Origin of the sequence: Neomegalonema sp., from assembly GCF_028688855.1 — a bacterium.
Classification (GTDB): domain Bacteria; phylum Pseudomonadota; class Alphaproteobacteria; order Rhodobacterales; family Rhodobacteraceae; genus Neomegalonema.
Genome location: NZ_JAQTXI010000011.1, coordinates 17,764 through 30,135, shown reverse-complemented (window position 1 = coordinate 30,135; position 12,372 = coordinate 17,764). Strand labels below are relative to the sequence as shown.

Below are 12,372 nucleotides of genomic sequence, written 5' to 3'. Positions count from 1 at the left end.
CTATAGGGGGGGATCGGGATGAAGGCAAGCGAAAAGATCGGGCCTTCCTGAAAATCCTTCTCCCCCTCGCTTCAGGAGGGGATCAGCGGTCGGCGTCCGGGTCGATGACCTGGAATCCGTCCATCTCCTCGTCGTCGACGCCGCCCTTCTTGGATTCGCCGCGCGGCACCACGGGCGCGTCGGCGTCGTCCTCGTCCTCGTCGATGTCGAGCACGCCGTCCTCGTCCTCGTCGTCGAAGACCGCGACCTCCAGATCCTCTTCGTCACGGATCTTGGCCTTGTCCTCGGCCGCGGCCTTGACGGCCTTGCGCGGCCGCAGGGCGGCGGCCACGTCCAGCGTCGCGCCGCAGTTGGGGCAGACGGCGGGCGAACGGCCCAGATCGTAGAATCGCGCGGCGCAGCTCGTGCAGAGCCTTTTGACGCCCCATTCCGGTTTCGCCATGCTTTCGGCGCCTCGTTTGCAAAAATTGAGCGGTCGAGGCCGACGCAGCGTCGGCCCCATCGGGAATCGCGGTCGCTTGCCATATCCCGCCCGCGCTGTCAAAGCCTGATGCGCCCGGGAGCCCGGCGCGAAAGCCGGCCCGCAGGAGCGGCCGCGCGGGAGGCGCGGCGCAGGGCGGCTTGCGGATCCCTCCGCGGATCGCCCCGGCGCGCTGCGCGGGGGGTCGCGGAAGGGCGCCTCCCCCTCCGCCCGATCGTTTGCGGCGCAATATAATTATATGTCATTTTCAGAAAAGTTTTGTAAATTCGCCGAGACCTGCGGTCCTGAGACGAAATCCAGCCCCGCCGCCTCAGGGCGCGCCCCGCGAGAGAAGGCCGAATCCAATGCTGTATCATGCGTATGAACTCGCCCAGACCGCCCTTGCGCCCTGGCGTCAGGCCGCCCGCTACGGGCGGACCGTGCTGAACGATCCGCGCAATCCCTGGCAGTCCTCGCCTCCGCACAAAGCCGCCGCGGCCATGCTGGAGATCTTCGAATCGGCGACGAAATATTACGCCAAGCCTCTCTTCGGCTATGAGACCGTGAACGTGCGCGGCCAGGAGGCGAAGGTCTCCGAGGAGATCGTCGCGCACAAGCCCTTCTGCGATCTGATCCGCTTCCGCCGCACGGCCGAGGGCCTCGACGAATCGCAGGATCCGAAGATCCTGCTGGTGGCGCCGATGTCGGGCCATTACGCGACGCTCCTGCGCGGCACGGTCGAGACGCTCATGACCGAGCATGACGTCTACATCACCGACTGGCTCGACGCCCGCGACGTGCCGCTGGCCGCCGGACGCTTCGACCTCGACGATTACGTCGATTATCTCCGCGAATTCCTGGAGATCATCGGGCCGGGGACGACCCTGATGGGCGTCTGTCAGCCGGGCGTGCCTTCGATGATCGCCGCCTCGCTGATGAGCGAGGACGACAACCCCTTCCGTCCCGCCGCTCTGGTGATGATGGGCAGCCCCATCGACACCCGCGTGAGCCCCACCGAGCCCAACCGCCTCGCCGGATCCAAGCCGCTGTCGTGGTTCAAGAAGAACGTGATCTCCTGGGTGCCCTGGCCGCGCGCGGGCTTCATGCGTCCGGTCTATCCGGGCTTCCTGCAGCTTTCGAGCTTCCTGGCGATGAATCCCGAGCGCCATTCCACGGCCTATCGCAAGCAGTTCGACAACCTCATCCGCGGCGACGGCGAATCGGCGGCGGCCCACAACACCTTCTATGACGAATATCTCGCGGTGATGGATCTGACCGCCGAGTTCTACCTCCAGACCATCGACGAGGTCTTCCAGCGCCATCTTCTGCCCAAGGGCGAGATGAAGCATCGCGGACGCCCCGTGCGGCCTCAGGCCATCAAGGACGTCGCCTTCATGACCATCGAGGGCGGCAAGGACGACATCACCGGCGCCGGACAGACTCACGCCGCGCTGGATCTCTGCGCGAATCTGCCCGACGACCTCAAGCTGGCCTACACCCATCCCGAGGTCGGCCATTACGGCCAGTTCAACGGCAGCCGCTGGCGGCGCGACATCTATCCGAAGGTCGCCGCCTTCATCCGCGAGAAGGGCCGCCTCTGAAGCCTCTTCGGCTTCGCGTCGTGAAGACGCGATCAGACGAAAGGCCGGAGCGCTTGAAGCATCCCGCAGGATCCGGAGGCGCTCCAAGCCCTCTCGCCCGGAGAGAAGCGGAGGGGTAAGCTCAAGGCCATGACCCAGCCGCCCGCCTCTCTCCGGATCGATGGAATCGACGTCGCCCTGCGCCCTTCCCGCGCGGGGCGTTTCGTCTTGCGGGTGGGGCGCGGCACCGGAGAAGCCCGCCTGAGCATGCCCGTCCGCGCCACCCGCGCCGAAGCCGAGCGCTTCCTGAAGGCGCATCGCGACTGGCTGCGGGAGCGGATCGCCGCCGCGCCGGGGCCTTCGCCCTTCGCGGCGGGCCATGCGGTTCCGCTGAGGGGGGTTCTCCATCTGCTGAAATCCGATCCCTTCCGGCGCAAGGGTCCGGTCCTCGCGGCGCGGGAGACGCTGCACGTCCCCGGCCCGCCGGAGGCCTTCGCGGAAGCTCTCGGAGACTGGCTGAAGGCCGAGGCGCGCAAGGATCTCGCGGAGGCCGTGGCGCGTCATGCGGGGGCTCTCGGCGCGACGCCGGGCCGGATCACCCTGCGCGATCAGCGCACCCGCTGGGGGAGTTGCGCCGCAGGGGGCGGGCTCTCCTTCTCCTGGCGGCTGATTCTGGCGCCGCCGGAGATCCTCGACTATGTGGCGGCGCATGAATGCGCCCATCTCGTCGAATTCGACCATGGCCCGAGGTTCTGGGCTCTGGTGCGGCGTCTCCGGCCCGATCACGAGCGGGCCGAAGACTGGTTGAGGCTCCAGGGCCCCGATCTGCAGCGCTACGGGCGCGAGCCCGGAGCCTGAACCGGACCCTTCAGGGGCGCGCGCCGGGCGCTCCCCTGGCCAGCCGGGCGCGTCCGCGCTCGGCGAAGAACACGCAGATCGCGGCCATCGAGGCCAGTCCGACGAAGCCCGCGAAGAAGGGCGTCACCGAGCCGTCATAGCCGCGCGCCACCGCGCCGCCGATCAGCGCCGAAACCAGCGTCGAGATCGAGCCGCCCGCGCCCGCCGCCATGCCCGCGATATGGCCCATGGGCTCCATCGCCAGAGCGCGCAGATTGCCGAAGATCAGGCCGCAGCAGAAGAACAGCCCGCAGAGCAGCGTCATGAAGGCCCAGAAGGGCGGCTTGCCTTCGTTCAGCAGCGAGAGGGTCAGCCCGACGGCCGCCAGGATCACGAAGACCGTCATGGCCGCCTGGGACAGCTTGCGCATGCCGAAGCGCACGACGAACTTCGAATTCGCGAAGCTCGCCAGACCGATGGCCACGGCGCCCGCGCCGAAGGGATAGACGAAGTCCGGCCCCCATGCGTAAAGCTCGCCGAGAACCTGCTCGGAGGCCGTCAGATAGGCCACCAGCGAACTGAAGATGAAGCCGCTCGCCATGACGTAGCCGATGGAGACCGGATGCGTGGCCATCTCCTTGAAGGCCGCCCAGGAGGTCTTCGCGGACAAGGGGCGCCGACGCTCCGGAGGCAGGGTCTCGGGCAGGCGCGTCCAGGACCAGGCCCAGGCGACCAGCGCATGCAGCGCGAAGACCCAGAAGATCATGTGCCAGTCGAAATGGCGCAGGATCTGCGCCCCGAGCATCGGCGCGAAGACCGGCACCACCATGAAGATCATCATGATCAGCGAGGTCACGCGCGCCATGCTGCGTCCGACGAAGAGGTCGCGGGTCGCGGCCATGGCCATGACCTGCGGTCCCGCCGCGCCGACGCCCTGAAGCAGGCGTCCCACGAGCATCATCTGGAAGTTCGGCGCGAAGATGCAGGTCAGCGTCCCCACGAGGAAGATCGTCAGGCCGATGTAGAGCCCGCGCTTGCGCCCGAAGGCGTCGAGGATCGGGCCGTAGAAGATCTGCGCGAAGGCCATCCCGAGAAACATCACCGGCACGAGCAATTGACGGTCGTTCTCGGTCGGCGCCTTGAGGTCGACGCCGATCATCGGCAGGGCGGGCAGCATCATGTCGGTGGCGAAGGCCGCCAGAGCCATGATCGTGGCGAGCATGGCGACCAGCTCGCCGAAGCCGAGGGAGGAGCCCAGAGCCTTCAGGCTGATGGGCTCGTCAGGGTCCCGCGGAACGCGCGGGGCGGGGTCGCGCGGAGCGCGCGTCTGAGGGGCGGAGGTCATCCGAGCCATCCTTCCTGAAAACGAACCGGCGCCCCCGAAGCGACGCCGATCAGTTCGTCCTCCCGCATGACCACCCTTCCGCGAACGATCGTCCCGCGCGGCCAACCGGTGACGGTGCGGCCGTGATAGGGAGTCCAGCCGCATCGCGAGGCGATCCACGAATCTTCGATGCGACGGCGTTGCTTGAGGTCCACGAGGGTGATGTCGGCGTCATGGCCGACCGCGAGACGGCCCTTGCCTGCGATGTCGAACAGGCGTTGCGGCCCCGCGCTGGTGAGGTCGACGAATCGTTGCAGACTCAAGCGCCCCGCCGCCACATGGTCAAGCATGATCGGCACGAGGGTCTGGACTCCGGTCATGCCCGAGGGCGAATCCGGATAAGCTTTGGCTTTTTCGTCACGCAGATGCGGCGCGTGGTCCGAACCGAGGATGTCGATGATCCCGTCCCTGACCGCCTGGAAGATCGCGTCGCGATGAGCGGCGCCGCGCACCGGAGGATTCATCTGCGCCAGAGTCCCGAGCCGCGCATAGGCTTCGTCGCCGTCGAGGGTCAGGTGATGGGGCGTGGCCTCCGCCGAGATCAGGTCCTTGTTGGCCGCCAGAAGCGGGATCTCCTCCAGCGTGGAGATGTGCAGCACATGGACCCGGCGCTTCGCCTCGCGGGCGAGGCGGATCAGGCGCTCGGTGTTCATGCGGGCGGCCTCGGGGTCGCGCCACTCCGGATGCGAGGAGGGATCTCCGGGACGGCGCAGATGCAGCCGCTCGCGCAGGCGGGCTTCGTCCTCGGAATGGACCGAAACCCGCCGACGCCCGTTCTTCAGCACGCGCAGGACGTCGGGGCTCTCGCTGACGAGCAGATCCCCCGTCGAGCTGCCCATGAAGATCTTGATCCCTGCGCAGCCCTCGAGCATTTCGGCCTCGGGGAGGATCTCCACGTTCTGGGCCGTGGCGCCGAAGAAGAAGGCGAAATCGCACCACATGCGGTTCTTCGCGCGGGCGACCTTGTCGGCGAGGGCCTCCGGCGTGGTGGTGAGCGGCTTCGTGTTGGGCATCTCGAAGACCGCCGTCACGCCGCCCATGACCGCCGCGCGCGATCCGGTTTCGAGATCCTCCTTGGCCTCCATGCCCGGCTCGCGGAAATGGACCTGGGTGTCGATGACGCCGGGCAGCACATGCAGTCCCCGCGCGTCGAAGACCTCCGCCGCGACCGCCCCGCCCAGATCGCCGATGGCCGCGACCTTGCCGCCCCTCACGCCGAGATCCGCGAGCCCGACGCCGTCGTGATTGACCAGCGTTCCGCCCTTGATGACGAGATCGAAGCTTTGCGCCATGATGCGGCCTCCTGATGCGCCTGATTTGCGGCGGCTTGTAACATGGAGATTCAAGCGTGACGACGGAGCTTCAAGGCGCGATCCAGGGCGCTTTCCTGGCGGATCGGCGGATTCTGGCGCTCGAAGGCCCGCGCGCCGAACAGGTCGACTTCCTCAACGCCCTGGTGAGCAACGACGTCCGGCGCGTGGCTCCGGAGCGGGCGGTCTACGCCGCGCTGCTGAGCCCCCAGGGGAAATATCTCGCGGATTTCCTGATCTTCGAGGATGCCGAGGGGAATCTCCGCCTCGACGCCGACGCCGCCCAGATCGGGGATCTGCTCAAGCGCCTGACCATGTACCGGCTCCGCCGTCCGCTGAAGCTGCGCGTCGTGGAGGACCAGGGCGTGGCGGCTTTCTGGGGCGAGGGCGTCAAGCCGGGCTTGCCCGATCCCCGCGACCCGGCTTTGGGAACCCGGCTTTACGGCGCCCTCCCCGAGCTGGAGGCGGCCCTCGCGCAGGTCCGGCCCGGCGATCACGACGCCCATCGTCTGGCTCTGGGCGTTCCGGCCTCGGGGCGGGATCTCATCCCGGGCGACGGCTATATCCTGGAGGCCGGATTCGAAAGGCTCAAGGGCGTGGATTTCCGCAAGGGCTGCTATGTGGGTCAGGAGATCGTCGCCCGCATGAAGCACAAGACGGAGCTGCGCAAGGGTCTGGCGCGGGTGCGCGTCGAGGGCGAGGCTCCCGAAGGCGCCGAGATCCGCAACGCCGAGGGCAAGCCCGCCGGAATCCTGCGCTCGCACAGAGGAGGGATCGGCCTGGCCGATCTGCGCTTCGACCGCGCCGAAGGCCTGCTGACCACGCCCGAAGGCGCGATCATCCAGCTTGAAGGGCCTTGAGGGAGGCTTTTCTCTGTTCCCTTTTTGATCGAAAGGTTTATAAATTCCGCGCCATGAGCACCGAATGGCCTTTCGATCCCGAAGACGACCCGCTGGCGGCTTACGCCGAGCGGATTCCCCTCTCGCAGCTGGCGCAGGCGGGAGGCCCCGTCCCGCGCGACTACCTCGACGGCCTGAACGCGCCTCAGCGCGAGGCCGTGGAGACTCTCGACGGCCCGGTGCTGGTGCTGGCGGGCGCCGGATCGGGCAAGACCCGCGTGCTGACCGCCCGTCTGGCGCATCTGATCGCCACGGGCCGGGCGCGGCCCTCCGAGATCCTCGCGGTGACCTTCACCAACAAGGCCGCCCGCGAGATGCGCGAGCGCGTCGGACGGATCATCGGCGAGGCCGTCGAGGGCATGCCCTGGCTCGGCACCTTCCACAGCATCGCGGCGAAGATGCTGCGCCGTCATGCGGAGCTGGTCGGGCTGACCTCCAGCTTCGCCATCCTCGACGCCGACGATCAGATCCGGTTGCTGAAACAGGTGATCGTCGCGGAGGGAATCGACGAGAAGAAATTCCCCGCCAAAAACCTCGCCGCCCTCGTCGACGGCTGGAAGAACCGCGGCCTGACGCCCGAAAAACTGCCCAAGGGCGAAGGCGACGACTTCGCCCAGGGCAAGGGCGCCAAGCTCTATGCGCAATATCAGGACCGTCTGCGCACGCTGAACGCCGCCGATTTCGGCGACCTGCTCCTGCACATGCTGACCATCCTGCAGGGATATCCCGAAGTTCTGGAGCGCTTCCGCGAAAGGCTGCGCTATCTGCTCGTGGACGAATATCAGGATTCCAACGTCGCCCAGTATCTCTGGCTGCGGCTTCTGGCGGGCGGACACAGGAACATCTGCGTCGTGGGCGACGACGATCAGTCGATCTACGGATGGCGCGGCGCCGAAGTCGGCAACATCCTGCGCTTCGAGAAGGATTTCCCCGGCGCGAAGGTCGTCCGCCTCGAAGAGAACTACCGCTCCACGCCCGAGATCCTCGCCGCCGCCGGAGCGGTGATCTCGGGCAACCGCGAGCGGCTCGGCAAGACGCTCTGGACGCAGAATCCCTCCGGCGGCAAGGTCCGGCTGATGGGTCTTTACGACGGCGACGAGGAGGCGCGCTGGGTCGGCGAGGAGATCGAGGCCTTCATGGCGGGCCTCGGGCGCAGGCCGAAGATCGGCCTGGATCAGACCGCGATCCTCGTGCGGGCCTCGCATCAGATGCGGGCCTTCGAGGAGCGCTTCCTCGCCATCGGCCTGCCCTATCGGGTGATCGGCGGGCCGCGCTTCTACGAACGCCAGGAAATCCGCGACGCCATCGCCTATCTGCGGCTGGTCGCCCAGCCCGACGACGGGCTCGCCTTCGAGCGCATCGTGAATCTGCCGCGCCGGGGCGTCGGCGAACAGACCCTTCAGGCGATTCACCAGCAATCGCGCTTCGACAACGTCTCGCCTTCGCGGGCGGCGCTGAAGATGGCCCAGAACGGCGAGATCGGCGGCAAGGCGCGCGGGACGCTGATCCTCTTCTTCGAGACCCTGAGCCGCTGGCGGGCCGAAGCCGAGAAGCTGACGCCTGCGGAGCTTGCGGCTCTGGTGCTGGACGAATCAGGCTACACCGCCATGTGGAAGGCCGACAAGGGCGCCGACGCGCCGGGCCGCCTCGACAACCTCAAGGAGCTGGTGCGCTCCATCGGCGACTTCCCGACGCTGCAAGGCTTTCTGGAGCATGTGAGCCTCGTCATGGAGGCCTCCCGCGACGGCGAGGGCGCAGGCGAACGCCTCACGCTGATGACGCTCCATGCGGCCAAGGGCCTGGAATATGATCTGGTCTTTCTGCCCGGCTGGGAGGAGGGGCTGTTTCCCTCGCAACGCTCCCTCGACGAAAGCGGGCGCCAGGGGCTCGAGGAGGAGCGGCGCCTCGCCTATGTCGGCATGACGCGAGCCCGCAAGATCCTCAACATCAGCTTCGCGGCCAATCGCCGGATCTACAATCAATGGCAGTCGGCCCTGCCCTCGCGCTTCATCGACGAGACGCCGCCCGCCGTCGTGGAGATCCTGACGCCGCCGGGGCTTTACGGCGGATCCTACGGCGCGGCTCGACGCGGAAGCTATGGCGTGACGGACGTCGAGCCGAAGACCTGGCGTCCGGGCGGCCCCTCGCCGCTTCAGGAGCAGGTGCGGCAGGCCTCCAATCCCTATGATTCGCCGGGCTGGAAGCGGATGCAGGCTCAGGCGAGGCAGGCGACGCCCTTGCCGACGGCGCCGCGCAAGGCCGCGCCGGGGCCGCAGTTCGCGCCGGGCGAAAGGGTGAGCCATGCGAAATTCGGCTCGGGGGTGGTCATCGCGGTGGAGGCCGACACCCTGACCGTCGCTTTCGATCAGGCCGATGAAAAGCGGATCAAGGCCGGCTTCGTGACCAGATCCGACGACGCGCCTTTCTGAAGGCCCCGAGAACCGGAGAAACCTCGTGAACGCTTCCGCCCTCGGACGGACGATCCAGATCTACCTCGCAGACGGAACGCCGCATGGCCTGAAGATCGCTTCGATCCATGGCTGGACCGGCTCCGTGCTGGTCTCCAACAACACCAATTTCCCGAGCCTGCTTGCGCGGCCTGAAATGGAGCGGACGGGGATCTATATCTTTCAAGGCCCTGACCCCGAGGATTCCCTGCGGCTGCGGGTTTATGTCGGCGAAGCCGATGACTTGCGGGACCGCGTGAAGCAAAGCGCCAATGAGCGCGATTTCTGGGAGACGGTCGCCGTGATCGGCACGAGCGACGAAAGCCTGACCAAAGGCCATGTGCGCTATCTGGAGGCGAGGCTGATCCAGAACGCGGCGGCGGCGGGACGCAGCATCATCGACAATACGCAAAGACCTTCTCCGGACAAAAGAAAGCTGCCGGAGGCGGACAAGGCGAACATGGAGCGTTTTCTGGCGGAGCTGGAAGGAGTGCTGCCCATCCTCGGCTTCGATCTGCTCAAGCCCATGCCGCAACCTTCGGTGAAGGAGAAGCCTGAAGCCGCGCCCGCCGAAGCTTCCGACGCTCCTCTTGCGCGCGCAGCGCAATTCGAATTGCGCCATAGAAGCGGGATCAAGACGCAGGCTTTCGAGCGGGACGGCGAATTCATCGTCATGGAGGGAAGCGAGGCGCTGAAGGACGGCGGCTTCACCACCAACACCTATCAGGAATTGAAAGCGGACCTGATCGCTCAAGGCATGCTCACGCCGAGCGCCGAAACGGAAAATCATCGCTTCACGAAGGATTGGGCCTTCTCAAGCCCCTCCGCCGCCGCAGCGGTCGCGCTGGGCCGCAATTCCAACGGCCGCATCGAATGGCGCGTGATCGGCTCGCCGAAAACCTACGCCGAATGGCAGGAAGGTCAGGCGGAGGCGAAAACCGCAGCGGATCAGCAAGCCTGACCTCAGAGCAGCCGCCCCTGCTCCTCCGGGGCCGGGGCTGCGGGCGGCTCCTCCGCCAGCGGCGCCATGAGCCCTTCGCCTTCGGCGTCGCGCTTGTTGAGCGCCGTCGAGACGCGCCATGTCTCGATCTCGCCCGGAGGCGGCGGGACCATCAGACGCGCCGCGCCATGGCCCTCCTCGCCGAGCCACAAGCCCCAATGCTCCGGCGCCAGCCAGAGCGGCGAGCGGTGATGAATCGGCGCAAGCTCGGCGTTGGCCTCCGTCGTGACGATGGCGCAGGTCCGGAGCCGCCCGCCTGAAGCAGGGTCCGCCCATTCCCGCCAGACGCCCGCCATGACCATGGGCGCGCCGCCCTTGCGCCGCACGAGCCAGGGCTCCTTCCCCTTGCCCGCGCTCTCGGTCCATTCGTAGAAGCCGGAGGTCGGGATGAGGCAGCGCGTGCGCCGCGCCGCCTCGCGGAAGGCGGGTTTCTCCGCGATCCCCTCCGAGCGCGCGTTGATGATCAGAGGTCCCGCGCCGGGCGCGCCATACCAGGCCGGAATGAAGCCCCAGCGCATGGACGTCAGAAGCCGCCCGCCCTCCGGATCGCGCCGGAGGACGGGAATTTCTTGCGTCGGGCGGATGTTGAAGCGCGGCTCGGCGAGCTCCGGCCTTTCTGCAAGGGCCGGATCAAGCTGCGCCCGAAAGAGCCCCGCCAGATCGGCGAGGCCTTGCGTCAGGAAGAACCGCCCGCACATGGGCCGCTCACTTCACTTCCGAGATGCGCCCGTCGAGCTTCGGCTCGTAGGCCCCGCCGAGAGACAGCAGATATTCGACCGTCACATCCTCCATGTTCGGGCCGTAGTCATAGGGATTCACCGCATTGGAGGCGAAGAGCGCATAGCCGTCGCCGCCGTTGCGCATGAAGTTGTTGGTCGCCACGATGTAGGAGGCGGCGGGATCGATGAGCTTCCAGCCGCCCGCGCCGTCGGAGACCTCGACCTTGATGATCCGGCCTTCGTTGGCGGGACGTTCGCGCGTCCAGGTGAAGCGCAGACCCGCCACCTGCGGGAAGCGGCCCGCCCCCTCCTCGACGCGGCTGACGCCCGATTCCAGAGACTGCACGATCTCGGAGCCCTTGAGCTGCATGGTCGCCAAGGTGTTCTGGAAGGGCAGAACCGTCAGCACTTCGCCCATGGTGATCTCGCCCGCGTCGATGGAGGCGCGCAGGCCTCCGCCGTTCTGGATCGCGATCTGGACGCCCTGAGCCGCCCCGCGCGCCAGCATGGCTTCGGCCACGAGGTCGCCCATGGCGCATTCTCCGGCGCGGCAGGTGTCGCGCGAGCCGTCGATGGGCGCGGCGGCCTGAGCCACCACCCGGCTGCGGATCTCCTCCAGCGGCCTGGCGAGATCGGTCACGCGGGCGGAGATCTCGTTGTCCTCGGGGATGCTGTGGTCGAGCAGGATCGGCTCGCCCTCGGCCGAGACCACGTTTCCGGCGGCGTCGAAGGCCACCGTCACCTCGCCGAGATACTTGCCGTAGGCGTAGGCCTGCACGATGGGCGTGCGGCTTCCGTCCGGCGAGTCGACCCAGGTCGGATAGGCGCCTTCGGGCTTCTGGGCGCCCTCGGCGGGCTCCTTCGAGGAGAGGTAGGTGTGGGAATGGCCGCCCACGATCAGATCGATCCCCGGCACCTGCGCGGCGATCTGCTGGTCGCGGCGATAGCCCGAATGCGACAACAGGATCACCTTGTCGATTCCGGCCGCCGTCAGAGCCGCCACCGCGCCGCGCACGGTCGCCACGGCGTCGAGGAAGGCCACCTCGCCGGTGGAGGCCAGCTCCCAGGTGTCTTCGGGCGTCAGGCCGACGACGCCGATCTTCTGGCCGCCCGCCTCAAGAATGGTCGCGCCGCGGACGAGGCCCTTCAGGGCCGCCTCCTTCTCCGGCGCGATGTTCGCCGAGAGGACCGGCACCCCGCCCGCATTGCGGATGAACTCGCCGAGGGACTCCGGCCCGCTGTCGAATTCGTGATTGCCGATGGCCATCGCCTGATAGCCGAGCGCCTTCAGGAATTCGGCCTCCACCGCGCCCTTGTAATGGGTGTAGTAGAGCGTGCCCTGAACCTGGTCGCCCGCGTCGAGCAGCAGCCAGGGGCGTCCGGCGGCGTCGAGTTCGCTGCGCCGCGCGCGGATCGCGCTCGCCAGACGCGCCACGCCGCCGAAACATTCGTTCTTGCCCGCCTCTTCGGCCGAGCAGGTGGAGTCGAAACGGTTGATCGCCTCGACCCGCGAATGGAAGTCGTTGGTGTGCAGGATGGTCAGGGCGAAGGGCTCCGCCCCCTCCTGGGCGCGGGCGGCGGGCGCGAAGCCCGAAAAGCCGGCCAGAAGCGCCGAGGCCGCGGCGCCGACGAAGAATTGACGCATGGGGGATCCCCTCTCCCGGATGATGTCGTGGCGAGGACGCGACGCGTCCTCGCCTTCCGCAAGCCTTGATGGCCGCGCAAGCGTGACGGTT

Annotated in this window: 10 protein-coding genes; 5 read left to right on the top strand and 5 right to left on the bottom strand. The window is 67.5% G+C overall.

Features of this window, described 5'->3' with window-relative positions; genetic code table 11:
- Positions 1-82: 82 nt before the first annotated feature.
- Positions 83-442, bottom strand: coding sequence for a TIGR02300 family protein (locus PHN62_RS09895; RefSeq protein ID WP_300149801.1), 360 nt, complete (start codon positions 440-442; stop codon positions 83-85).
- A 383-nt stretch (positions 443-825) separates the two neighbouring features.
- Between PHN62_RS09895 and PHN62_RS09890 the strand changes: the two genes are divergently transcribed.
- Positions 826-2,061 (top strand): polyhydroxyalkanoate depolymerase, encoded by a 1,236-nt coding sequence (locus tag PHN62_RS09890; protein WP_300149798.1) that lies wholly within the window; start codon positions 826-828, stop codon positions 2,059-2,061.
- A 129-nt stretch (positions 2,062-2,190) separates the two neighbouring features.
- On the top strand, positions 2,191-2,898 hold the full coding sequence (locus PHN62_RS09885) for a M48 family metallopeptidase (protein WP_300149795.1): 708 nt from the start codon (positions 2,191-2,193) through the stop codon (positions 2,896-2,898).
- Positions 2,899-2,908: 10 nt separating this feature from the next.
- On the opposite strand, the gene PHN62_RS09880 is transcribed toward PHN62_RS09885, so the two are convergent.
- The gene (locus PHN62_RS09880) at positions 2,909-4,222 is read right to left on the bottom strand and encodes a multidrug effflux MFS transporter (RefSeq protein ID WP_300149793.1); all 1,314 of its coding nucleotides are present in this window, start codon (positions 4,220-4,222) and stop codon (positions 2,909-2,911) included.
- Positions 4,219-5,553 (bottom strand): dihydroorotase, encoded by a 1,335-nt coding sequence (locus PHN62_RS09875; protein WP_300149788.1) that lies wholly within the window; start codon positions 5,551-5,553, stop codon positions 4,219-4,221. The genes PHN62_RS09880 and PHN62_RS09875 overlap by 4 nt, the downstream gene beginning before the upstream one ends.
- 95 nt (positions 5,554-5,648) lie before the next feature.
- On the opposite strand from PHN62_RS09875, the gene PHN62_RS09870 reads away from it, so the two are divergent.
- From PHN62_RS09870 to PHN62_RS09860, 3 genes are read left to right on the top strand one after another with little or no spacing between them, the layout of a single operon-like run.
- Positions 5,649-6,431, top strand: a complete 783-nt coding sequence (locus PHN62_RS09870; RefSeq protein WP_300149999.1) for a folate-binding protein — start codon at positions 5,649-5,651, stop codon at positions 6,429-6,431.
- A 53-nt stretch (positions 6,432-6,484) separates the two neighbouring features.
- Positions 6,485-8,899: an ATP-dependent helicase gene (locus tag PHN62_RS09865; protein ID WP_300149785.1), complete on the top strand. Its 2,415-nt coding sequence runs from the start codon at positions 6,485-6,487 to the stop codon at positions 8,897-8,899.
- A gap of 25 nt (positions 8,900-8,924) precedes the next feature.
- Positions 8,925-9,878, top strand: coding sequence for a GIY-YIG nuclease family protein (locus PHN62_RS09860; RefSeq protein WP_300149782.1), 954 nt, complete (start codon positions 8,925-8,927; stop codon positions 9,876-9,878).
- 2 nt (positions 9,879-9,880) lie between these two features.
- Here the strand turns inward: PHN62_RS09860 and PHN62_RS09855 are convergent, their stop codons facing one another.
- Together PHN62_RS09855 and PHN62_RS09850 are read right to left on the bottom strand one after the other, a co-directional pair.
- Positions 9,881-10,615 (bottom strand): SOS response-associated peptidase, encoded by a 735-nt coding sequence (locus tag PHN62_RS09855; RefSeq protein WP_300149779.1) that lies wholly within the window; start codon positions 10,613-10,615, stop codon positions 9,881-9,883.
- Between the two features lie 7 nt (positions 10,616-10,622).
- On the bottom strand, positions 10,623-12,281 hold the full coding sequence (locus PHN62_RS09850) for a bifunctional UDP-sugar hydrolase/5'-nucleotidase (protein WP_300149776.1): 1,659 nt from the start codon (positions 12,279-12,281) through the stop codon (positions 10,623-10,625).
- Positions 12,282-12,372 lie beyond the last annotated feature (91 nt).